Annotated in this window: 17 protein-coding genes; 3 read left to right on the plus strand and 14 right to left on the minus strand. The window is 60.1% G+C overall.

What is annotated here, in order from left to right; translation table 11 throughout:
• Positions 1-127 precede the first annotated feature (127 nt).
• Positions 128-1,090: a cell division protein FtsZ gene (gene ftsZ, locus N5D22_RS23045; RefSeq protein WP_003521714.1), complete on the minus strand. Its 963-nt coding sequence runs from the start codon at positions 1,088-1,090 to the stop codon at positions 128-130.
• Positions 1,091-1,468: 378 nt separating this feature from the next.
• Between ftsZ and N5D22_RS23050 the strand changes: the two genes are divergently transcribed.
• On the plus strand, positions 1,469-1,912 hold the full coding sequence (locus N5D22_RS23050) for a response regulator (RefSeq protein WP_279658170.1): 444 nt from the start codon (positions 1,469-1,471) through the stop codon (positions 1,910-1,912).
• A 670-nt stretch (positions 1,913-2,582) separates the two neighbouring features.
• Here N5D22_RS23050 and N5D22_RS23055 read toward each other — a convergent pair.
• From N5D22_RS23055 to N5D22_RS23105, 11 genes are all read right to left on the minus strand, one after another.
• Positions 2,583-2,729, minus strand: coding sequence for a DUF1127 domain-containing protein (locus tag N5D22_RS23055; protein WP_065116857.1), 147 nt, complete (start codon positions 2,727-2,729; stop codon positions 2,583-2,585).
• Positions 2,730-2,948: 219 nt separating this feature from the next.
• Positions 2,949-3,551 carry a hypothetical protein gene (locus tag N5D22_RS23060; RefSeq protein WP_279658171.1) on the minus strand — a complete coding sequence of 201 codons (603 nt, stop codon included), beginning with the start codon at positions 3,549-3,551 and terminating at the stop codon, positions 2,949-2,951.
• Positions 3,552-3,686: 135 nt separating this feature from the next.
• Positions 3,687-4,805, minus strand: coding sequence for an ABC transporter permease (locus N5D22_RS23065; RefSeq protein ID WP_279658172.1), 1,119 nt, complete (start codon positions 4,803-4,805; stop codon positions 3,687-3,689).
• Positions 4,802-7,570 (minus strand): ribosome-associated ATPase/putative transporter RbbA, encoded by a 2,769-nt coding sequence (gene rbbA / locus N5D22_RS23070; RefSeq protein ID WP_279658173.1) that lies wholly within the window; start codon positions 7,568-7,570, stop codon positions 4,802-4,804. Before rbbA ends, N5D22_RS23065 begins: the two co-directional genes overlap by 4 nt.
• Positions 7,571-7,581: 11 nt before the next feature.
• Complete coding sequence (locus N5D22_RS23075; protein ID WP_279658174.1) at positions 7,582-8,646, minus strand: HlyD family efflux transporter periplasmic adaptor subunit; 1,065 nt, start codon at positions 8,644-8,646, stop codon at positions 7,582-7,584.
• 445 nt (positions 8,647-9,091) lie between these two features.
• Positions 9,092-10,465, minus strand: a complete 1,374-nt coding sequence (locus tag N5D22_RS23080) for an alpha-glucosidase/alpha-galactosidase (RefSeq protein ID WP_279658175.1) — start codon at positions 10,463-10,465, stop codon at positions 9,092-9,094.
• A 22-nt stretch (positions 10,466-10,487) separates the two neighbouring features.
• Positions 10,488-12,158 (minus strand): ABC transporter ATP-binding protein, encoded by a 1,671-nt coding sequence (locus tag N5D22_RS23085; protein WP_279658176.1) that lies wholly within the window; start codon positions 12,156-12,158, stop codon positions 10,488-10,490.
• Between the two features lie 12 nt (positions 12,159-12,170).
• On the minus strand, positions 12,171-13,304 hold the full coding sequence (locus N5D22_RS23090; RefSeq protein ID WP_279658177.1) for an ABC transporter permease: 1,134 nt from the start codon (positions 13,302-13,304) through the stop codon (positions 12,171-12,173).
• A gap of 1 nt (position 13,305) precedes the next feature.
• Positions 13,306-14,313 (minus strand): ABC transporter permease, encoded by a 1,008-nt coding sequence (locus N5D22_RS23095; RefSeq protein ID WP_279658178.1) that lies wholly within the window; start codon positions 14,311-14,313, stop codon positions 13,306-13,308.
• Positions 14,314-14,477: 164 nt separating this feature from the next.
• On the minus strand, positions 14,478-16,565 hold the full coding sequence (locus N5D22_RS23100; protein WP_279658179.1) for an ABC transporter substrate-binding protein: 2,088 nt from the start codon (positions 16,563-16,565) through the stop codon (positions 14,478-14,480).
• Positions 16,566-16,671: 106 nt separating this feature from the next.
• Positions 16,672-18,138, minus strand: a complete 1,467-nt coding sequence (locus tag N5D22_RS23105; protein WP_279658180.1) for an alpha-glucosidase/alpha-galactosidase — start codon at positions 18,136-18,138, stop codon at positions 16,672-16,674.
• A gap of 198 nt (positions 18,139-18,336) precedes the next feature.
• Between N5D22_RS23105 and N5D22_RS23110 the strand changes: the two genes are divergently transcribed.
• Together N5D22_RS23110 and N5D22_RS23115 are read left to right on the plus strand one after the other, a co-directional pair.
• Positions 18,337-19,224, plus strand: a complete 888-nt coding sequence (locus tag N5D22_RS23110) for an AraC family transcriptional regulator (RefSeq protein WP_279658181.1) — start codon at positions 18,337-18,339, stop codon at positions 19,222-19,224.
• Between the two features lie 76 nt (positions 19,225-19,300).
• Positions 19,301-19,768 (plus strand): hypothetical protein, encoded by a 468-nt coding sequence (locus N5D22_RS23115; RefSeq protein ID WP_279658182.1) that lies wholly within the window; start codon positions 19,301-19,303, stop codon positions 19,766-19,768.
• A 10-nt stretch (positions 19,769-19,778) separates the two neighbouring features.
• On the opposite strand, the gene N5D22_RS23120 is transcribed toward N5D22_RS23115, so the two are convergent.
• The gene (locus N5D22_RS23120) at positions 19,779-20,690 is read right to left on the minus strand and encodes a DMT family transporter (RefSeq protein WP_279658183.1); all 912 of its coding nucleotides are present in this window, start codon (positions 20,688-20,690) and stop codon (positions 19,779-19,781) included.
• Positions 20,687-23,089 carry a PIG-L family deacetylase gene (locus tag N5D22_RS23125; protein WP_279658184.1) on the minus strand — a complete coding sequence of 801 codons (2,403 nt, stop codon included), beginning with the start codon at positions 23,087-23,089 and terminating at the stop codon, positions 20,687-20,689. The genes N5D22_RS23120 and N5D22_RS23125 overlap by 4 nt, the downstream gene beginning before the upstream one ends.
• Positions 23,090-23,099 lie beyond the last annotated feature (10 nt).

Below are 23,099 nucleotides of genomic sequence, written 5' to 3' on the forward strand. Positions count from 1 at the left end.
TCGGTAGAGATAAACCGAGAGCTTGCCCCCTCATCCGACCCTTCGGGCCACCTTCTCCCCGGCGGGGAGAAGAAACGAGCTGCACCGTCATGCTGACCCAATAGCCCCGCCTCGCCGTCGTACGCCCTCAGTTGCGCAGGCCGGTGGCCACGACGGAAATCTTGAAAGCGCCGTCCAGCGTCGGATCGAAGGAAGCGCCCATCACCACGTCCGTCTCCTCACTGACCGCCTCACGCACCAGCGTCATCGCTTCGTCGATCTCGTAAAGCGTCAGATCGTTGCCGCCGGAAATGGAGACCAGCGCGCCCCGCGCTTCTTTCAACGACGGCTCGCCGAGCAGCGGGTTGGCGATGGCCGCCGCCGCCGCTTCCGAGGCTCGTTTTTCACCCTTGGCCTGCGCCGTGCCCATCAGCGCCCGGCCGCCATTCTTCATGACATAGCGCACATCGGCGAAATCGAGATTGACGAGGCCTTCGCGCAGGATGAGATCGGTGATGCAGCGCACGCCAAGCGACAGGACCTTGTCGGCCGTCTTCAACGCATTTTCGAAGGTGGTGCCGGCATCGGCAATGCGCAGCAGGTTCTGGTTGGGAATGACGATGACGGTGTCGGCCGTGTTGAGCAGGTTGGCGAAACCATATTCGGCAGCCCGCATACGGCGTGCGCCCTCGAAGCTGAAAGGCAGCGTGACGACACCGACGGTGAGGATGTTCTTCGCCCGGCAGGCTTCCGCAATCACCGGGGCAGCGCCCGTGCCGGTGCCGCCGCCCATGCCGGCGGTGATGAAGCACATGTCATAACCGCTCAGGTGATCCATGATCTCGTCGAGGGAATCGATCGCCGCCTGCCGGCCCACCTCCGGATCGGCGCCCGCTCCAAGCCCGCCGGTCAGCTCGGAGCTGAGCTGCACGAGCCGCGGCGCATTGGTCTTCTTCAGCGCCTGCGCATCCGTATTGGCGGCAATGAAATCCACGCCGCCTATGCCCTCGGCAATCATGTTGTTGATCGCGTTGCCGCCACCGCCACCGACGCCGACGACGGCGATATTGGGCGTGTTGCGGGCAATGGTGGCGCGCGGAGACTGGGTCATCGTGTTATTCTCTTTCTAAACTCATAGGGTCCGGCGCCGTTTTTTAACCGCGGCACGCGAATGATCGGCAAGGCTCCAACGCTTCATCCCCGACAGGGAAAGAGGCTGTAACGCTTTGAATTTTCATGCCGGCCTATCGCCCCATAATGGCGAAAGACCGGCGTTCCAGGGGGCGAGAGATGCTCCACGGCGACGTTCTCCGACCCCTTCCCCGGATGAAAACCGAACCGAATCAACTGCTTCGCTTCCTAGAGGTGATAGCCGAAAAGGCACGCCGTTTACACTCCATTCACTATGTTTATCTCACTTTGGAACGAGTTACGCCGACAGGTGTTTGCTTGCCGACCGCGCTGAGGCGCATGGAATGGAGGCAGGCATATGTTGGCAGACGTCTTGCAAAGCGAACCGGGTTTCCGCACGGAACAGCCGCGTGTGCTGATCGTGGAAGACGAGTTCCTCATCGCCATGGATATCGAGGATTCCATTTTGCAGGCGGAAGAAGAGGCCAGCGTCATCGGCATCGCCAACCGGCTGGAACAGGCCGTGGCGCTCGGCAGCCGCGCCGATATCGCCTTTGTCGACGTCAATCTCGCCGACGGCCCAACCGGACCCGAAATCGGGCGGCGACTTTCGGAAGACCATGGTGTGGTGGTTATCTTCATGACGGCAAACCCCGAAGTCGTCGTCAATCTCGGCATCGGCGCCGGTGTGATCGCCAAGCCCGTGCCACAGGACGCCGTGGAACAGTGCCTCGTTTACGCCCTTGCCAGGCGCGCCGGCACCCATGCCGTAACGCCCATCGGCATGATGGCTTTCGACTGAGATATTTCCGGGAGACGAAGAGAAGGGTCCGAAAACAAAAAAGCCTGCCGCGGGAGGAGGTGCGGCAGGCTTTTTGAAAAGATGAACAGCGATATGGGAGGAGGAAAACCGCTGTCCCCGGGGCAATCCTTTGGGACGAGGAGTAGGATCACCCGCATTATCGAAAGGATGTGGGAGGAGGTACATCCGTTTCGATGATCGGAAGATAGCATTTTTCTGCGCATTTGACAGGCACAAGCTTGCAGCACAGACATGCATAAATCGCATAGCGCTATTCATTATCCAAAATGCCCAGTGATTGGTTCACGCCCTTCTTCCAGGGGTCCGCCCCGAGCATCTGCAACCGATTGATTTTACGCGATGAGGATAGATTCTCGGCACAAGGCTGAGAATGACGTGGAGTATCTGGAGTCAATCTCCACGACGAATATGACCGGCAGGAGCTTTCGACATCACCAAAAACAAAAACGCCCATAGAGCGACGCCTGGGGAATGACACCGCTTTGCATACACTCAACGTCATCCTCGGGCTTGACCCGAGGATCCATACCCCGTTGAAAGCAATGGATCCTCGGGTCAAGCCCGAGGATGACGGAGGAGAGGCTTCCAAAAAACAAAAACGCCCGCGAAGCGGGCGTTTGGACATTCAGAAGCGGCTGTACCGTCTTGATTATTTGCCGATTGCGGCGCGGGCAACGCTGGTGATCTGGCTGCGATCGATACCGAGATCGTGCAGTTCACGGGTGCTCATGCGGCCCAGTTCGTTGATCGTCTGACGATATTTGCGCCAATTGTTGAAGCTGCGTGCTACGTTCATGACATGACCCTTTCTGAGGTTTAAGGTGACGTCAGCAACGTTTTCGTTCCGGCGTCCTTTGATGCGCTCTATATGCGCTTTCTCATGCCCAATGAACAGGCAGAATAAGGCAATCCACCCATGCGCCAGACGCAAGGGTTCCCCATGGCGGTTTGCGGAAGAATAGAAACGTGACTGAAATTCAGACGGTTCGCCGGGCACTTGACCGCCCCTGCCGCCTCAGAATTTGTAGCGGACGCCAAAGACGTTGGCGTTTGTCGCGCCCTTCATATTGCCCAGCGTCCTACCGCCACCGGAACGGTGGTGAAGACGCCAGAAGAATTCCGTCGAGGAATCCTCGCTGAAGGAAACGTTGATCTCAGGCCCCAGATAAAACAGGACATTGGCGTTGCCATCATCCTTGATTTCCTGTTCGCGCTCACGGCCTCGCTGCGCATCGTTCACGAGGCTCAGGCCTGCCGTGAAGCTTGGCGTGACGAACAGCCGTTCTCCGAGCTTGATCTGCTCGTAGCGCGCAACCGGCCCCGCCCAGACCTCACCGGTGAACCCCTTGCCAAATCTGGCGGCAATGCCGATTTCGCCGCCCAGTTTCACATTGCCGATGCTGTAGGGATAAAACTGGTAACCGCCACCAATAATGGCGTTCCTCTCATATTCCACCGGAATGAGAGCCGCGCTTTTCAGCATGTCTTCCTTCGTCATAGCACCGGCAAAGCCGAATATCGCTTCGCTCGTCTCCGAAGTCATATCCTCCGACGCGAAAGATGATGTCGCGGCCAGTGCTATCATGGCCGCCAGCGACAGACGTGCTGCAATATTCATTCTGCTACTCCTGAACAAAGCCTGCTTTACCCAGCCGTCCTCATAGGCATATTCCCCGAAGGCGAACATACCGTTACCGAACACAATAAATTCAACACGGTCGAATTGGCCGGAAAACAGGCATTTTTCCCGGGTTCAGCGCAGGAACCGCCTGAAACGGCGAAGCGCAAAAACGAAAAGCGCGCTGCCGATGGCCAAAAGGGCCAGCAATTGCGGCCAGACGACATCCAGCCCCGCCCCGCGGAAAAGCACCGATTGGGCCAGAATGACAAAATGGGTGTTGGGTGCGAGAAGCATGAGATACTGGATGATGTCAGGCATGCTCTCACGCGGCGTCATGGCGCCGGAGAGCACCTGCAGCGGCAATAGAAACAGGATCAGCAGCATGCCGAACTGCGGCATGGAACCGGCGACCGTCGCCAGAAATATGCCCATCGAGGTCATGGCAAAGAGTTGCAGGGCGGTCCCAAGCAGGAAAAGCGAGAGCGAGCCTTCGATCGGAATGGCGAGCAGCCCCCTGACGACGCCGAACAGCGAAAATGCCGAGGCCACCAGCACCACGAGGCCCATGGACCAGACCTTGCTCAGCATGATTTCCAGCGGCGTCACCGGCATGACCAGCAGATGTTCGACCGTGCCATGCTCCCGCTCGCGAATGAGCGCCGCCCCCGTCAGCACGATGGACAGCATGGTGATGGCGGTGATGATGTTGTTGATCGATCCGAACCACGACTTGTCCAGTTCCGGGTTGAAACGGGAGCGCAGCGTCAGGTCCACCGGCACCGAGGTCGCACCACGATAGCGGTTCATATATTCCTGGATTTCGCTGGTCACGATGGTCTGGACATATCCGCCGCCGCTGAAAGCCTGACTCATGCGGGTGGCGTCGATGTTGAGTTGAATGGCCGGCTGCTGCCCGGCCATCAGGCGGCGCTGGAAATCCGGCGGAATATTGAGCGCGAAAGTATCGAGCCCCGCATCCATGCGCTTGTCCATTTCAGCAATCGAAATCTGCTTCGGCGGCGCAAAATAAGGCGGATAAAACGCCGTGCTGATGCGGCCCGACAGCGGCGACTGATCCTCATCGACAATCGCGATGGCGGCATTGTTCAGCGTCTCCGGCAGCGCGCTGGAGCCGGTATAGATCTGCAGCGTGAAGGCGTAGACGATCAGCAGCAGCAGCATGCCGTCACGCGCAAGCCCACGCAGTTCCTTGATGCCCAGCTGGAAGATGTTGGACGAAAACAACCTCATGACGCCTGTTTCCTCAAGAGAGCGGCGCCGGCGATGAGCAACAGCGGAATGGCGATGATGAGCGGCAGGAAAGAGCCGGAAAGGCCGGCGAAATCCAGCCCCTTCGAAAAGGTCCCGCGCGAAATCGTCATGAAATAAGTGGCGGGGTAGATATTACCGATGAAAGCGCCCGCACCCTGCAGTGACGAGACGGGATCGATCATGCCCGAATATTGCGTCGCCGGAATGAGCGTCAACAGGGCCGTGCCGAAGATCGCGGCGATCTGGCTCTTCATGAAGGACGACATGACGAGGCCGATCGAGGTGGCGATGATGACGAAGAGCAAGGCTCCCGTTGCGTAAGCAAGATAACTTCCCGTAAACGGCACCCGGAAGATGAAGATGGCGAATGCCGTCAGAAGCAGGAAATTGAGCATGCCGAGGGCGACATAAGGCAGCTGCTTGCCGATAAGGAATTCCAGCCGGGTGGTTGGCGTTACGTAAAGATTGACAATGGAGCCGAGCTCTTTCTCCCGGACGACGCTGAGCGCCGCCAGCATGGCGGGAATAAGCATGAGCAGCAGCGGAATGACCGCCGGCACCATGGCGACAAGGCTTTTGACATCGGGGTTGTATCGATAGCGCGTTTCGATGCTGAAGCTGTTCTGCGTCGCCGCACTGCCGTAGATTTCGCTCGCCTTCCTCGCAAGCCATGTCTGGTGCATGCCCTGCACGTAACCGCGCACCGTCTCGGCCCGCTGCGGCATGGCGCCGTCGATCCAGGCGCCCACCTCCACCGTCTTGCCGCGCAACACGTCGCGGCCGAAACCGGGGGGAATTTCGATGGCAAGGCTCAGTTCCCCGTCACGCATCCGCCGGTCCATATCGGCATAGTCGCGGATCGGTTCCTTTTCGATGAAATAACGGGAACCGGCTATATCCAGCACATAATCGCGGCTGATGGTGGAATCGTCGCGGTCCAGCACCGCGAAGGTCAGGTCCTCGACATCCAGATTGATGCCGTATCCGATCACGAACATCAGAATGACGCTGCCAAGCACCGCCAGCGTGCCGCGAATGGGATCCCGCTGCAGTTCCAGCGCCTCGCGGCGGGTATAGCTGAACATGCGCCTGAAATCGAAAAACCTCTTGCGGGTGGGACCGGCATGTTGCGTCGCCGGCACATCCGCTGTCGCGGCGGGCGCTGCCGCAGGCTCCGCCTTTTTCACACCCGAAGCATCCTCCAGATATGCGACGAAAGCCTCCTCCAGCGTTGCCGCATTCCGGCTCTTGGTAATCGCGTCAGGCGTATCGCTGATCAACACCTTGCCGGCATGCATCAGCGAAATCCGGTCGCAGCGCTCCGCCTCGTTCATAAAATGGGTGGAGATGAAGATGGTGACATTATCGTTGCGGGAGAGATCGGCAAGGATTTGCCAGAAGCCGTCGCGCGCCACCGGGTCGACACCGGACGTCGGCTCGTCGAGGATGAGAATGTCAGGCGAATGGATCATCGCCACCGCCAGCGACAGTCTTTGCCGGATGCCGAGCGGCAGGTCATCAGGCAGCGTTTCCATGACAGCGCCGAGATCGAAACGCCGCGCCATCTCGGCGATGCGCGGCTGAATTTTCTCTTCCGGCAGCTTGAACAGGCGGGCGTGAAGATCGAGGTTCTGCCGCACCGTCAGTTCGGAATAAAGCGAAAAGGCCTGGCTCATGTAGCCGACGCGGTGGCGGATCGCCATGTCGCTGGCATCCACCTTGTGCCCGAAGAGCTTCGCCTCGCCTTCGCTCGCGGCCAGAAGCCCGGTCAGCATCTTCATGGTCGTGGATTTTCCGCAGCCGTTCGAGCCGAGAAAGCCGAAAATCTCGCCGCGCGGAATCTTGAAGCTGACATTGTCGACGGCGGTAAAGTCACCGAAGCGCATGCTCAGATGCGAGGCCTCGATGGCATAGTCACCATCATCGCGCGCCTTGCGCGGCGCGATATGCACCTCGTGGTAACCCTTGCGCTTTTCTTCCGGAAGAAGCGCGATGAAGGCCGCATCGAGATTGGCAGCCGAGGTGCGCTCCAGAAGTTCGGCTGGCGATCCCGTTGCCAGAATTTTTCCGCCATCCATGGCAACCAGCCAGTCGAAACCGGCGGCTTCCTCCATATAGGCGGTGGCGACGATGACGCTCATGCCCGAACGCCCGGCCCGGATCGAATCGATCAGTTCCCAGAACTGCCGGCGCGACAGCGGATCGACACCCGTGGTCGGCTCATCGAGAATGAGCAGGTCCGGGTCGTGGATCAGCGCGCAGCAGAGCCCGAGCTTCTGCTTCATGCCGCCCGAAAGCTTCATTGCCGGACGATCGGCGAAGGGCTCGAGGCCGGTACTTTTCAGCAGCTCGGCAATGCGCGCCTGCCGCTCCCTGCCGCCCTGCCCGAACAGCCGCCCGAAAAAGTCGATATTCTCGAACACGGACAGGGTGGGATAAAGGTTCTTGCCAAGGCCCTGCGGCATGTAGGCGATACGCGGGCAGGTATCCTCGCGGTGGCGCGGATCGGACATGTCGCCGCCCAGAACCTCCACCTTGCCCTTCTGGATGGCGCGCGCGCCGGAGATGAGCGACAGAAGGCTGGATTTGCCGACACCGTCAGGCCCGATAAGCCCGATCATCCGCCCGGCGGGAATCTCTACCGAAATATCGGACAGCGCAATGGTGCTGCCGAAGGTCAGCCGCACATCGGTCAATCGCGCGACCGGGGCATCCTTGTCATTCGTTGCGGGAGGCGCGACCATGGCGGCCACCATCACTTGACGAGATTGCGTTCGAGGTTTTCCGGCCAGGCGGCCTGCGGATCAAGCCGGACATAGGCCATGCCGGGCAGCCCGGTTTTGACATATTGGATATATTTCTGCAGCAGTTCCTGCGGGATCTGCGCCCGCACCCGGAAGGTCAGCTTCTGGCGTTCTTCCTCGGTCTCGACCGTTTTCGGGGTGAATTGCGCGACATCGGCGACGAAGGAAACCTTGGCCGGAATGGTATATTGTGGTGCGGCATCCAGTATCAGGCGCACATCGGAGCCCATCGATGTGCGGCCGGCCTCAGCCGTCGGCAGGAAGAACGTCATGTAGACGTCGCCGAGATCGACGAGATTGAGAACGCGGCCGCCGGCGGAAAGCACCTCTCCGGGCTGGGCAATGCGATATTGCACGCGGCCGTCGCGCGGCGATTTCAGCGTCGCATCGGTGATGTCAGTCTCGATGCTCTCAATATCGGCCTGGGCTGCATCAACCGCCGCTTCTGCGTCGACGATCTGCGCCTTGGCGGCGTTGATGGCGGCATCGGAAGCGGCAAGCGAGGCCTCAGCCGAGGCAAGCGTGGCGCGGGCGGATAGCTCGGCGGCTTCGCTGTCGTCGACGATCTGCTGCGACACCGCGTTGCCGGTCAGCAGCTGTTTCGAACGTGCATTGGTCTTGGAGGCGGAATCGAGCTGCGCCTTGCGCTGTTCCACCACGGCCAGAGCCGATGTTTTTTCCGCCTCCCGCTGGGCAACGAGGCTGTTTGCGGTATCGATCGCTATTTTTGCGCGGCGAAGCTGTGCTTCCGCCTGGCGCTTCTTGGCTTCCAGCTGGGCCGTGTCCATCTGCGCCAGCACCTGCCCGGCCTTCACGAAATCCCCTTCGCGCACCATGATATCCTGAAGGCGGCCCGCTGTTTTCGTGGAAATATCGATCTCCACCGCCTCGATCCGGCCGTTACTGGCCACGAACCCGGCGGGAAGTCCCTCCCCCGTCAGCTTCGACCAGAAAAAATAGGCGGCAACGGCAACAGCCAGAACCACCAGACCAATGAGCAAGCCTTTTTTAGACATCCGTCTTCCCCATGAACCCTTCAGGTTTCAACCGTAATACGTAAAAACCGAAGAAGCCAGCCACCATCGCGTTTAGAATTTGTACTCGGCATTTCTTCTGTTTGAGGGAATGGGCCGAGTCACGGGCTGTTTAGGCGTCGAGGTGTTTCGAGGCCTTGACACAAGTCAAATGAACCAAGGATGTTTCGCGCAGGAAGCCGGGAGGATGCAATTCCGCTCGTCGAACGTTTTGCCGCTGTCGTCGCGACTGCCCAGAGGTTGCTAACACCACACTCGCCATCATCCTCGGGCTTGACCCGAGGATCCACGATCCAGCGCGACGATGGATCCCCGGGTCAAGCCCGAGGATGACGACGGAGGGTGTTTAGGGCCTCTGCGAGAAGTCCGAAGAGAGGTGTGTTTGCGCAGTAGCTTTCAGTCTACTGCGCGAAGGCGGAGCCCGACCTTACACCGCCCGCGCCCGCTTCACCTCCGCCTGCGTCCACTCCGGCAACCAGTCGCGGTGTGCGACGAGGAGATCATCCACCAGCGACCAGATCTGGTCGAGGTCGAGTTCCGCTGCCGTATGCGGGTCCATCATCGCCGCATGGAAGATATGCTCGCGGTTTTCGGTCATCAGCGCCCGCACCGTCAGTTCCTGAACGTTGATATTGGTGCGCATCAGCGCGGTCAGCTGCGGCGGCAAGTCACCGATGAAGGTGGGCTGCACGCCGTTGTGGTCGACCAGGCAGGGCACTTCCGCCGCGCAATCGGATGGCAACGAGGTGATGCAGCCATTGTTGCGCTGGTTGCCGTAAATCACCGAGGGTTCGCCGGTCCAGACCGAGTTGATGATCGAAGAGGCGTATTCCTTTGACTGTTTGACCTCGATCTTCTCGGCCGAACGATAGGCTGCCGCCTGCCCCTTCCAGCGCTCGATCTGCTCGATGCAGCGCTTGGGATATTCATCGAGCGGGATGCCGAATTTCTCGATCAAATCCTCGCGCCCTTCCTTGATGAAATAGGGCGTATATTCGGCGAAATGTTCGGAACTTTCGGTGACGAAATAACCGAGCCGCGTCAACATCTCGTAACGCACCTTATTGGGGCAACGCGGGTTCCAGCCGGGTTTTGGCGCCCGGCCTTCGCGATAGGCGCGCACGAGGTCGGGATAGAGGTTCCTGTAGCTGCCATCCGGCTGGCGGTGCTCGAACTCCAGGAAGAACGCCATGTGGTTGATACCGGCCGAACGATAGCGGATTTCCTCATAGGGAATATCGAGATCGTGGGCGAGCTCCATGGCCGTTCCCTGAACCGAATGGCAAAGGCCGACCTGCCGGATCGTCGGATATTTCTCGGCAATCGCCCAGGTGTTGATTGCCATGGGGTTCACATATTGCAGCATGATGGCGTTGGGGCAGACGGCCAGCATGTCCTCGCAGATCTTCCACAGATGCGGCACGGTGCGGAGGCCGCGCATGATGCCGCCGACGCCGAGCGTATCGGCAATGGTCTGGCGCAGGCCATATTTGCGCGGCACCTCGAAATCGGTGACCGTGCAGGGCTCATAGCCGCCGATCTGGAAGGCCACGACGACGAAATCCGCACCGGCAAGGGCCTTTTTCTGGTCCGTATAGGTCTCGGCCTTCGCCTTCGCCCCCAATGTCGAAATCAGCTTGTTGACGACGATGGCGCTTTCTTCCAGCCTTTCACGGTTGATGTCCATCAGTGCGATGGTGGCGCCCGAAAGGGCCGGACGCTGCAGCACGTCGCCGATGATGTTCTTCATGAACACGGTGGAACCTGCGCCGATAAATGTGATCTTGGGATCTCTTGCCATTTCTACCTCCGGCATTTGGCATTCAAGCGATTTCGAAGGCGGCCCGGACGAGCCGCTGGGTATATTCGGTTTTCGGATTGGTCAGCACGTCCTCGACGGCCCCCTGCTCGACGATCCTGCCGCGCTGCATGACGATGACGCGGTGGCAGAGCGCGCGGACCACTTTCAGGTCGTGCGAGATGAACAGGTAACTCAGGCCCCGCTCGTCCTGCAGCTTGCGCAGGAGATCGATGATCTGCGCCTGCACGGAAAGGTCGAGCGCCGAGGTCGGCTCATCGAGCAGGATGAATTCCGGCTCCAGCGCCACGGCGCGGGCAATGGCGATGCGCTGGCGCTGGCCGCCGGAAAACTCGTGCGGGAAACGCGAGAGGATATTGCCGGGCATGCCGGCCGCCTCCAGCGCGTCGCGCACCCGGTCCAGCCTCTCGGCCCTGGTCCGGCCAAGGCCGTTGATGACAAGCCCTTCCTCGATGATCTGGCCGATGGTCATGCGTGGATTGAGCGAGGCGAAAGGATCCTGAAAGACGATCTGCATACGTGAACGCAGGGGCCGCATCTGCGCGCGGGAGCGGCCATCGACCCTCTCCCCGTCGAAGATCACCTCCCCGGCCACCGGCTCGTTCAGCCGCAGCAGGGATTGGCCGAACGTCGTCTTGCCGGAACCGGATTCACCGACAAGCCCAAGCGTCTCGTGACGATTGAGGGTGAGGCCCAGACTGTCGACGGCGATGAGTTCCTTCAGCTCCGGTTTGAACAGGCCGCCGTAACGCATCATGAAAGAGACACGCACGCCATTCGCCGTCAGCAGAACGCCGGAATTTTCCGGCAGCGGCTTTGCCGTGCCATGCGGTTCGGAAGCAAGCAGCTTTTTCGTATAGGGGTGCTGCGGCGCTTCGAAGAGCTTTTCCGTGGTGTTGTGTTCGCGCATCTCGCCATGCTGCATGACGTAAACGTAATCGGAAAACTGCTTCACGATCGTCAGGTCATGGGTGATGAGAACCACGGCCATGCCGCGCTTCTTCTGAAGATCGCGGATGAGGTTGAGGATCTGCGCCTGTACCGTCACATCGAGCGCGGTGGTAGGTTCGTCGGCAATCAGCACATCCGGATCGTTGGAGAGCGCCATGGCGATCATCACACGCTGCCGCTGGCCGCCGGAAAGCTGATGCGGATATTGCTTCAGCCGCGCTTCCGGCTCCGGTATCTGCACCTGCCGCAGAAGATCGAGCGCCCTCGCCTCGGCCTCTTTCCGGCTGAGCTTCGAATGAACACGGATTGCCTCGACGATCTGGCTGCCGATTGTATAGATCGGATTCAACGAACTCATCGGCTCCTGAAAGATCATCGAGATGCGGTTGCCGCGCAGCGCCCGCCGCTGGCGGCTCGAAAACTTCAGAATGTCGTCGCCGTTGAAACGCACGGTCGCGGATTTCGAAACGGAAGCCCGCTTCGTCAAAAGCCCCATGATGGTGCGGGCCGTGACGGATTTTCCCGAACCGGATTCGCCAACGATGGCAATCGTCTCGCCCCGGTAAAGCTGGAAGGAGATGTCCTTCACCGCTTCCACCGTGCCGTGCTCCACCCTGAAGGTCACGGCGATGTTGCGCGCATCGATGATGGCGTCGTCGTTTCGGTCATCGGCATCGAAGCGGATGGCGGGCGCGTAAGTGTTATTTTGTGCAGCAGCAACCATGTTACGCTCCTCTCAATAGGGATCGACGGCATCGCGCAGGCCATCGCCCAACGCGTTGAAGGCGAAGACCGTGACCAGCACGAAACCAACAGGTGCGAGAATCCAGGGATAGGAACCGATGACGGAATAGGTCGCCGTATCCTGCAGCATCAGCCCCCAGGAAATCAGCGGCGGCTTGACCGCGAAGCCGAGGAAACCGAGAAAGGATTCGAGCAGCACGACGCTCGGAATGTGCAGGGTGACGGCGACGATCACATGGCTCATCACATTCGGCAGGATGTGCTGGAAGATGATGCGCCGGTCCGTGGCCCCGACGGCGATCGCCGCCCGCACATAATCGATGCGTGCCAGCGCCAGTGTCTTGCCGCGCACCTCTCGCGACATCTGCGCCCAGCCGAGCGCCGACATGACGCCGACGACGAAGACGAGGAAAACGGTAGTGGGTGCGGTTACCGGAATGAGCGAGGTCAGTGCGAGGTAAAGCGGCAATTGCGGGAAAGCGAGCACCACTTCGACGAAGCGCTGCACCCAGGCATCCAGCGGCCCGCCGAAATAGCCTGATATCAGCCCCACGCTGGTGCCGATGACGGTGACGATGGCAACGACGCTCAAGGCAATGGCAAGCGAGATGCGCGAGCCATAGATGGCGCGCGACAGCACGTCGCGTCCGAACTTGTCAGTGCCGAGAAAATGCACCGGCTGGCCGTCCGTCGAGCCGAAGAAATGCCGGCTCATCGGGATGAGACCCAAAAGCCTGTATTCCGCACTTTTGACGAAAAAGCCGAGATAGACGGGATTATCATAGTCCGGCCCGACGATGGGCTGGAAAGTGATCGGATCGAGCTCTTCGGTCTCGGCGATGGCATAGACGCGTGGCAAAAGGCTTACATTGCCGTCCTTGTCGCTGAAGCGCACCACCTGCGGCGGCGAGAAGCTGCCATGGGTCTCGAGCGGATTCATCGGCGCGAAGAAATCCGCGAAGATGGCAATGAGGATCAGCAGGACCACCAGCACCAGTCCGACCATACCGGTGAACGAGCGCCTCAGACGACGCCAGACAAGTGCGAGATAGCTCTCATTGCCATGGGCAGAACGGTCGGGTTTTGCGGCGGCGGTTTCGGTCTTCATCTCGTCAAACGCCATCATCTCAGGCCCTCCCGAATTCGCGAACGCGCGGGTCGAGCATGGCGAGCAGCATGTCAGCGATGATGTTGCCGGCGATCAGCGTGGCGGCCAGCACCATCATGAAGGTTGCGGTGACATAGACATCGCCCACCGCCATGGAGCCGACAATGGCCGGGCCGACGGTCGGCAGCGCGAAGATGATCGCGGTTTCGATCTCGCCGCTCAGCATATAGGGCAACACGACGCCCTGATACATGACGAGCGGATGCACGGCGTTCGGCACCGCATGGCGCATGATGACCGCACCTTCCGAAAGCCCCTTGGCACGCGCCGTCTCTACATATTGCGCATTCAGCGTATCGAGCAGATTGCCGCGCATCACCCTCATGTTGTAGGCGAGGCCACCGAAGACGGCGATGGCGACCACCGGCCAGACATGGCTGACGAGATCGACGAATTTGCCCCACGACCACGGCGCACCGCCATATTGCGGCGAGAAGAAGCTGCCGATCTCAGACACGTCGAAATGAAACACCATGAGATAGACGAGGATCAGCGCCATAAGGAAACGTGGGATCGTCATGCCGAGGAAGGCAACGGTCGACAGAAGATTGTCGACCCAGGAATATTGCCGTGTGGCCGCCCAGATGCCGAAGGCGATGCCGAGAACGGATGCAAAGATGTGGCAGACCAGCGCCAGCGCAATGGTGCGCGGCAGGCGTTCGCCAACCACATCGGCGACCGGCTTGTTGTAATAGAAGCTGTAGCCGAAATCGCCGCGGGTGACGATGCCGCCGATCCAGTTGAAATATTGAATGACGAGCGGCTTATCGAGGCCGTGTTCGATGCGGTAGGCCTGTGCCTGCGCTTCCGCCTGTTCGAAAGACGCGCCGCCCTGGTTCATCAGCTGCGAGCGGATGTAATCGGCATAATCGCCGGGCGGCGCCTGAATGATGGCGAAGGTCACCACACTCAGGATCAACAGCACCGGAATGGCGGATGCTACGCGTATCGTCAGGAATCTCAGCATCGAACGGTCTTCCTCCGTTTGGGCGGGCCGTGATGGATACGGTCCGCCGGGTGCCTCCGGCCGCGCTTCACGCGCGACCGGTACCGGGTGTTCTCCGGGAGGAGTACGTCAAGGTATTCGCATTTCCGGACGGGAAGCCGGGGTCCAGTTTTACCGGAAATGCTTTAGTTGATCGGCCCGCCCTCACCCGGCTTGCCGGGAAGCTGCTGCGGGAAGAGTTCGTATTTGCCCTGCTTATCCGCTGCGACCCAAAGGCGTTCGCGAATGATGGAATCTTCGGCCCAGTTGAACATGAAGATCGGCGTGCCCTGCGGCACATTCGAGAACCGCTTGTTGACGATCAGCGCGCCGGGATATTCGGTGAGACCGATCGTATAGAGGTTCTGCGTATAGACCTTCTGATATTGCTTCATCAGTTCCGCCCGCTCGGCATTGTCCTGCGAGGAGATGAACTTGCGAACGATGTCGGCCATTTCCTTCTCGAACGGCATCAGATCAAGTTCCTTGCCTTCGGGCGAGCGATGGTTCCAGCTGGTGCGCGGGCCGACAGGGGCAAGCTGCTCGGTATTCTGCACCACGGATGAAAGCTCGGTGGAATTGCGCCGTACCAGCCAGTCGAACTGCCCGCCATAATGGGCGGCATCGCGCTGGTTGGAATCGAGGCTGTTGATGACGACGCGAAGGCCGAGTTTCGCCATCTGGCCAACAAGACCTTCCGCAAGGCTCTTGTCCGTCGCGTAACCGTTATTGACGAGAAGGGTAATTTCGACATTGCGACCGCCAAGTGTTTCCTTCGGGAAATTCAGGAAACCATCGCCATCCGTATCCTTCAGACCGATCGAGGCGAGTGCCGCCTTGGCGGCCTCGAGATTGAAGGGGTAATAAACCGTGGAGGCCCGATCATAGAAGCTGGTGCCAGACGAAATGCCGCCCGGATAGATCGCCGTGAAAGGCCCCTTCACCAGCGAGTCGCCGACTGCCTTGCGGTCGATGGCTGATGTGACGGCTTGACGGAACACCTCGTTGCGGTTCAGCTCGCGAATGGCCTGCCCGCGCTCATCCGGATTGCCCCAGCCATTGGCGGAAAAATTCATCTGCAGATTATAGCCGATGAGGCGCGGCCCGAAGGCAAGACGGGCCGGCGCATTGGGGTCGGCGGCGCGTTTCAGCGAGGCGACGAAATTTTCCGGCTGTTCGAGGTTGGAGAAGTCGCCCGATCCCGCCACGGCCTGCACATCGCGGTCAGCCCAGGTGGAAAGCTTGTAGTGCACCTCGTTGAGGTAGGGCAGCTGCTGGCCCTTTTCATCGACCTTCCAGTAATAGGGATTGCGCCGTAGCACGATGATGTCATCTGGACGATAAGCGACCGGCACCCATGCCCCCATGACAGGCATGTTCATATACTCAGGCGGGAAAGCGTTCTTGAACTGGTTATAGGTGTTCTTGGAGTATTTCGGATGCTGCGGTTTCAGGATATGCGACGGCCCGGGGCAGAAGCTCGGATAGGCCATGGTATAGAGATATTGCTTGGGAAAAGCCGCCTTGAAGGTCCATTCGACGGTGTAGTCATCGATCTTTTTAAGGGTCGTTCCCTCACCGAAAGCCTCGGGCGATGCGCCGCCGCCAAGCGGTGAAACATTGGGATCGACGACCGCATCTTCCCAGTAGAACATCACGTCATCGGCATTGAAGGGCTCGCCGTCCGACCACTTGGCGCCCTTGACGAGATGCATCGTCAGCTTGTGGCCATCCTCGGACCACTCCCAGCTTTTGGCGAGATTGGGCAGAGGCTCAGTATCCTTGGCATCCACCTGGAAGAGCGGCGCGGTGCGCGTCAGGCATTCGGAAAGGGCGATATCGATGCCGCCCCAGCCCTGGCTCTGGCCGGCAATGTAGTTCCAGCCCTCGGGCCTGCCGCCCACCACATGGCGCATCGTGTCGCCGTAAACGCCCATGCCGTCGGGCATATTGCCGGTCTTGTAGACCAGCGGCTCTTCCGGCAGGCGCTCCTTCAAGGGCGGCAGCTTACCGGTCTTTTCGAATTTCTCGCTGACCCAGTCAGGCTCGCTGTAATCAGGCAGCGCCTTGAATTCGAGGATCGAGTCGCGCGCGACATAATTGATCTTGCCTTCGGCCGGAAATTGCGGCGGCTCGGGCGGCGTGGTGGTCTCGAAGGCATTCGCATTGAGTGCGATCATCGAAACACCGAGACCCAGTGCCGAGATGATACCGATCTTGCGTTGAAGTAACATCGTCATTCCTCCCAAATGGCAGCTCTTCGACCGCCCACCCTCTGTGATCGTTCTGGCCGTGGCGGCGAACTCCCTTCCGCCGCCCGGCCTGCTCCATATTTTTTCCTCAAACAGCCTTCTTCAGCGCCGATTTCTCGGCCCGCAATTCCTCGATGGAACGCACGTTGCGGCGCGCAGCACCCGCCCAGTCGCGGGTCTTGACGCTGGATTTCGCCAGCCTTTCCTTCGCCGCCGGTACTGCATCGGCATATTGCGGCAGCCAGCGGGCCTGCGCGACGACCATCTCATCCACCATCTGCCAGACCTCCTCCGGCGTGGCGACGGCGCCGACCAGCGGGTCATGCAGCACGGCGAGCTTCAAAAGATCGATATCGCCACTGACAGCCGCATGGACAGACATGCGCTGCACGTTGATGGAGGCCATGCAGGTGGCCGCACAGGCTTCCGGCAGCGTTACGCCCGAGACCATGTTGATGCCGAAACGGTCGACAAAACCGGGGGATTCGATGATCGCATCGGCAGGCAGATTGGTGATGACACCATTGTTCTTGACGTTGAAGTGGCCGCGATAGACGCGCCCGGTTTCCAGCGCTTCCAGAATGTGGCTCGCATGTTCATTGGAGCGCTTGGCCGGATCGATGGGCTTTGCGGCCGAGGCGAGGAACTGCGGAAACTCGGTTTCAAACCAGTTGCGCGTTTCGGTGGAGTGGCGGAGATAACCGCCGGTTTCGCCGTGAATCCAGTCGGACATGTCGATCCAGCGGGCAATCTCTTCCGGCCGCTTGCGATACCACGGCAGATATTCGGACAGATGGCCGTTGCTCTCGGTCGAATAAACGCCGAACCGCTTCAGCACATCGATGCGCAGCTTCTCCTGCTGCGAGAAGACCGGATGCGCCTCGAAGGCCGCGACCAGCTCGTCCTTGCCGATCTTGCGGCCGTTGAGCCTCAGATCGATGAACCATGTCTGGTGGTTGATGCCCGAGCAGATGTAATCCAGCTCGGACAGGCTTTTCGCACCGAGAATTTCGGCGATCTGTTCCGCGCCGTGCTGCACGCCGTGGCAGAGACCGACCGTATCCACCTTGCCATATTCGATGGCCGCCCAGGTGTTCATGGCCATGGGGTTGGCGTAGTTGAGGAATTTGGCCCCCGGTGCGGCGACTTCGCGGATATCCTTGCAGAAATCCAGAATGACCGGAATGTTGCGCTGACCGTAGAGAATGCCGCCGGCGCAGATCGTATCGCCCACGCATTGATCGATGCCGTATTTCAGCGGAATACGGATATCATCGGCATAGGCTTCGAGACCGCCGACCCGCACGCAGCTGATGATGTATTTCGCGCCCTCCAGCGCCCTGCGGCGATTGGTATCGGCCGTCACCTTCACCGGGAAACCATTGGCCTCGACGATCTTTTCAAGGATCGCCCTGATCATATCCAGATTGTGCTGGCTGATATCCGTCAGCGCGACTTCGATATCGCGAAATTCCGGAACGCACAGGAGATCGGTGAACAGTTTTTTCGTGAAACCGACGCTACCTGCGCCAATAATAGCGATTTTGAAACTCATAACGCCACCTCTGTTGCAAATCGAACGGGTGAAACGGGCCGAAGGATCGTAAATATGGCACCACAGAAAAATACCCGTAAGAATCCCGGAAAACCGGCCTTACTCCCAATTTTTCAGCAGCAATATCCCGCTGGCTGTCTCCTCGGATCGGGATTATGCGTATAATAAGGGACAGGACCAGAGAAGGATTATGCTTTCATGGGTAATTTTGTGCTGCGCGATTTGATCGATCAGGGACCCGGCATGCGGACCGTCTCGCTACCGCGCGGCCGCCAGACCCTGCACACCATGCCGACCAGCAGCGGTTATGAAATCCGCCGTGGCGGCAATTACGACTGGGACGGGCGCAAACGTGGCCAGACGCCCTTCACGGTGCTGCAATATTGCATCGCCGGACAGGGCAACCTGCGTTATGAGAACCGGCATTATGTGGTGAAGCCGGGCGAAACCCTGCTGCTGCTCATCCCGCACAATCATCGCTACTGGCTGGAAGACGGCAAGGAATGGGAGTTCTTCTGGATTTCCATGAATGGCGAAGAAGCCCTGCGCATTCACCGCAATATCCTCGCCGTCACCGGCCCGATCCTCAAGCTTCAGCCCGAAACCGTGGATCACCTCGCCGAATGCTGTTCGCGCCTCGTCAATGGCGCGGAAACGCCGGGCGCCGCCTCCGCCGTTGCCTATGAGGCGGCGATGACGCTTTATGACGATGTCTTCGGCTCCCACCCCTCCTTCGGCGGCGAATATCGCACCATGCAGCAGGTGCTGAGCTATATAGACAGCCATCTCGGCGAGCGGCTCTCGGTCAGCGACCTTGCTGATGTGGCGGGCTTAAGCCGCGCGCATTTTTCCCGCATCTTCGCGGCGAGCGAAGGACTGTCACCGGCGGAATTCGTGCTGCAAAGACGCCTGCGTCGGGCTGCCAAGCTTCTCACCACGGCTGCGAACCTTCCGATCAAGGAGGTTTCCGTGCTTTGCGGTTTCGAGGATCCCAACTATTTCTCCAAGGTCTTCCGCAGGCTCTATGGCACCAATCCGAGCGAATTCCGCACCACCGGCATGTATGCGAGCGTGCGGCCGGGCTGACGAAAACAGCGACTTGCTTTTGACATGTTTCAGGCGATTAAGAGTGGCGTTACGCCCTTTTTGGAGACCCGCCGAGGTGAAGAGCATAATCCGGACGATCCTTGTCTTTCCGATCAGGGCAATCATCGTGTTCGCCCTTGTTCTCGACGGCATTTTCCGCCCGCTCTACCGGCCGGTCATCACGGCCATATCCGGCCTGACTTTCATCAAGCGACTGGAAAACCGGATCGCGCGATTGCCGCGCCTTGCCATTCTTCTCTGTCTTGCCGTGCCTTTCGCGATTGCCGAACCGATGAAGATCGTCGGTCTCGTCCTAATCGCCCATGGCGCTGTCAAGGTCGGGCTGGTCCTGACGATCCTAGCCCATCTCGCAACCTTCCTGATCATCGAACGCATTTATCACGCCGGCCGGGAAAAGCTTCTCACCTATGGCTGGCTCGCCTGGATCATGCGTTATGTGCGTTTCGCACGGTCGTTTTACGATCGCTTCAAACTTGCGGCGCTGAACTGGGTCAGGCTCCGGGTCCTCGCGCAATCGAGATAGAGCGCAACCGTCAGCCTTTGCGGCGCAGCCTCTTCAGCAGATATTCCGCAAGGGCAGTCGACTGCAGTGAAACGAGAATAATGACGATGCCGAACACCACACGGGCTTCCGGCACCTCGTCGAACAGAAAATATCCGACAGCGGTCACAAACAGGATCGACAGGTAACTGACGGGTGCAAGGACGCTTGCATCCGCGATGCGATAGGCCCGCAGAAAACAATATTGCCCCATCTGCGCCAGCAATCCGATGCCGAGCAGCGGAACCCAGTCGAATGACGCAACCGGCTTCCATGTCCAGATTGCCGGAACGGCGGTGATGACAGCAAGACCAACGGTGTAGAACACCATCATGACCGTGGTGTTCTCCTGCCGCAGCGCCCGGGTCTGGATCACCGCAAGCGCACCGAACACCACCGAAACCAGAACAACAATCACGCCCGCGCCGAATTCCGCGCCGCCAGGCCCGATGACGACCAGAACGCCGACAAATGCAAGGCAGGCCCCCATCCAGCGAAAACGGCTCACGCTTTCGCCAAGAAAGGCGACGGCCATCGCCATCGTCACCAGCGGCCGGGAGAAACCGACGGCATTGACGGTGGCAAGCGGCAAAAGCGTAATGGCGAAGAAATTGCTGGTGAGCGCGATGGCGTTGCAGCAGATGCGGAAGAGATTGCGCCAGGGATATTTGATGCGCACCATCTCCATCCGGTGCCGCCAGATGAGCGGCAGGATGAAGAGAAGGCCGATCATCGCCCTGATAAAAACCAGCTGGAAGGCGGGATAGGTGACGCCCTGCGCCTTGACGAGCGCGGTCATTCCGCCCGCAACAAGGGTCATGTCCAGCAACAGCCAGCCGATGCCCGCGCGCGTATCCGTGTCGCGCGGGTTTTCCTGTTCTTCGCTTTGGGTGTCGCCATTCACGCCGGCTGCACAAGATTGGCCATGAGGCGGAAGGCGCCCGGCACAAGCTTGTCCATCTGGTGATGCAGCACGAGGCTGGTATGGGTGTGCCGGCCCCTGCCGATGACGCCCGAGACCAGCGCGCCCTTGAGCGGCTGTTCATCGACATCGTGCATGGCGAGCAAGGGCTCGTAGACATCATCCCAGCGCGATGCGAAATAAAGCCCGCGCTCCTTGTCCCAGCCGGTCCAGTCGGCGGTGTCGATCTCGTTAGGGCCGGCAAGCAGCGGATGGTCGGGCAGCAGAACCGTCACCTCCGCCTTTGGGTCGGTCACCCGCCAGCGCAGGGAAGGCTTGCCGATTTCAAGCCGCCGGACGGGTGTCGTCTCCGGGTCCCACCCATCCGTGGGGCGATGATAGAGCGTCACCAGATGGCCGCCGTCTTCGACGAAACGATGAAGTTTCTCCGTGGCGGCGGCGAGATCCCGGCGGATGCCGAAGGCGAATATGCCGATAACGATGGTGGTGAAGGAAGAGAGATCGCCGCCGAGCGCCTGCGCATCGAGTTCGGTAACATCGAGACCCATGCGCGAAAGCCAGAGGCCAACCCTGTCGGCGCCGCCGCCGACATAACCGACGCGCGCCCCCTCGGGCAGCCTCAGATCCAGCGACAGGATTTTAAGGGCGGAAGGTGCCAGAAACCTTGCCCTTCCGATATGCGGATATGCGATGGGGGTGATCTGGAAGGCCGGCTGCGAGCCAACAGTCACCTCGATCTGCGCAAGGCCCGGCACGACGTCGCCCCTGTGTTCGGCCACCCAGGCGGCGCCGTTCTTGTGCACGCTCCAGCCACCCGCTTCCCTGAAAGACAGCGGTGCATCGGCACCCTTCATCTGCACCTGAAACCCATGGGTCTCCCGCCCCTGTCCAAGCGGCGCCAGAAGTGCGTCGGGCGAAATCGTCAGCGATTGCGCGGGTGTGACGAAAAACGGCTCCTCCAGATCGAATGCGGACGAAACATCCCGCCCGCCAATCCTTGCGGAAATGCGCACCGAGGCGTGACCATTGCCGCCCGCTGCTTTCCAGCCCGGCTGGTAGAGCCCGGAAACCGCAGCATCCAGGTCGGCGAACAGCGAAAAGGCGAAGGTCTCGCCACGCGATTGAATGGATGATGAAACACCTGACGGGAGGACCGGGGTCACCTCCACGTCAAATCCGGACGCCTTGCCGGAGAGCTCCACGGAAAGAAACGATGTCCCGCCCGGAGCGATTTCCGCGGGATCGGCATAGGCACGCCCGAAAAGATCGAGCGCCGTCAGGATCGCGGCATCAACCTGCGCCCTTTTGCCTGCGATACGATGCCCGTGCAGGTTCCTGAAATCCGCAGCTGCGGTCTCGTCGACCTTCTGCAGGAGGCCCGCCGCCTTGAGAAGCGGTGGCGTAATCCGCTGCGGATCGGGAAAGGCCGAGATCGCCTCGCCGATGGCCCGCTCCGCCTCAACAAGCGCCGCCGCCAATCCGGCGTCCAGTCCGGGGGAAACGGCAAGATCGGCAAGCGAGGACGGCAGGTCGTCAAGGATCGAGTTTTCATCCTTGATGGCACCGCTGGAGAGTTCGAGATGCAGCGGCCATGTCTCCTGCGCCCGCTTCGGCCAGTGGCCCATTCCCTGCGAGGCATGGTAATAACGCGACCACTCGCCGATGCGGTCATATTCCGTACCGGTCGCCTGCTCCTTGCCAGCCGCATTGATGGTCAGCGTCGTTTCCGGCGGCGGCACCTCGTCATCATAGGTATCGCCACCGCCCGACCACGCCGGAAGATAAAACTTCGCCACCTGCCACGGCTCCAGCCCTTCGGCGAAATGCTCCGGATAGGCAGCGGGATCGGCCGCCAGCGCGATTGCGCTTTTCGCTGCGCGCGTCATGGCGCGATGGTGGCCGTGCTGTCCCGGTACGTCGAGAAATGTCGGGATGACGATATCGGGCCGCTCTCTGCGATAGGCGCGCACCAGCCTTTCGACGATACGCTGCTGCCCCCAGCGACCGAAGGTCTGGTCACCGTCCTTGGAAAAACCGAAGTCGTGGATGAGATCCGCCGGGCCATGGCCGAGCCAGCTGATATCAGCATCGATCACGCGCGCGGCCTCCTCCAGCTCACGCGAACGGATGACGCCAAGCGCGCCCAGCCGTTCCGGACCCAGCGCATTCTGTCCGCCCTCGCCGCGCGTCGAGCAGGCAATGATGGTGCGCATGCCGAGCGCCATGCGGAAATAGGCGAGAAGGCCGTTCTGCTCATCATCCGGATGCGCACCGGTATGCATGACGGTGACGGTGGACTTCAGTGCGCTCAGCCTGCGATGAAGGCGAACGAGCCAGGGATCGGCCATCTGCCGTTCGATGCGCTCGCGAGGGGTAAGCATGGGCGGTCTC

It is taken from the genome of Agrobacterium sp. GD03872, from assembly GCF_029840625.1.
In the GTDB taxonomy this organism is placed as follows: domain Bacteria; phylum Pseudomonadota; class Alphaproteobacteria; order Rhizobiales; family Rhizobiaceae; genus Agrobacterium; species Agrobacterium fabrum_A.

What these genes read in the sequence shown, in the direction of transcription:
- N5D22_RS23065 (WP_279658172.1), bottom strand. Translation starts at nt 4,805, where the DNA reads ATGAGGTTGTTTTCGTCCAACATCTTCCAGCTGGGCATCAAGGAACTG.
- N5D22_RS23110 (WP_279658181.1), top strand. Translation starts at nt 18,337, where the DNA reads ATGGGTAATTTTGTGCTGCGCGATTTGATCGATCAGGGACCCGGCATG.
- N5D22_RS23085 (WP_279658176.1), bottom strand. Translation starts at nt 12,158, where the DNA reads ATGGTTGCTGCTGCACAAAATAACACTTACGCGCCCGCCATCCGCTTC.
- N5D22_RS23105 (WP_279658180.1), bottom strand. Translation starts at nt 18,138, where the DNA reads ATGAGTTTCAAAATCGCTATTATTGGCGCAGGTAGCGTCGGTTTCACG.
- N5D22_RS23095 (WP_279658178.1), bottom strand. Translation starts at nt 14,313, where the DNA reads ATGCTGAGATTCCTGACGATACGCGTAGCATCCGCCATTCCGGTGCTG.
- N5D22_RS23090 (WP_279658177.1), bottom strand. Translation starts at nt 13,304, where the DNA reads ATGATGGCGTTTGACGAGATGAAGACCGAAACCGCCGCCGCAAAACCC.
- rbbA (WP_279658173.1), bottom strand. Translation starts at nt 7,570, where the DNA reads ATGGTCGCGCCTCCCGCAACGAATGACAAGGATGCCCCGGTCGCGCGA.
- N5D22_RS23060 (WP_279658171.1), bottom strand. Translation starts at nt 3,551, where the DNA reads ATGAATATTGCAGCACGTCTGTCGCTGGCGGCCATGATAGCACTGGCC.
- N5D22_RS23100 (WP_279658179.1), bottom strand. Translation starts at nt 16,565, where the DNA reads ATGTTACTTCAACGCAAGATCGGTATCATCTCGGCACTGGGTCTCGGT.
- N5D22_RS23050 (WP_279658170.1), top strand. Translation starts at nt 1,469, where the DNA reads ATGTTGGCAGACGTCTTGCAAAGCGAACCGGGTTTCCGCACGGAACAG.
- N5D22_RS23080 (WP_279658175.1), bottom strand. Translation starts at nt 10,465, where the DNA reads ATGGCAAGAGATCCCAAGATCACATTTATCGGCGCAGGTTCCACCGTG.
- N5D22_RS23075 (WP_279658174.1), bottom strand. Translation starts at nt 8,646, where the DNA reads ATGTCTAAAAAAGGCTTGCTCATTGGTCTGGTGGTTCTGGCTGTTGCC.
- ftsZ (WP_003521714.1), bottom strand. Translation starts at nt 1,090, where the DNA reads ATGACCCAGTCTCCGCGCGCCACCATTGCCCGCAACACGCCCAATATC.
- N5D22_RS23125 (WP_279658184.1), bottom strand. Translation starts at nt 23,089, where the DNA reads ATGCTTACCCCTCGCGAGCGCATCGAACGGCAGATGGCCGATCCCTGG.
- N5D22_RS23055 (WP_065116857.1), bottom strand. Translation starts at nt 2,729, where the DNA reads ATGAACGTAGCACGCAGCTTCAACAATTGGCGCAAATATCGTCAGACG.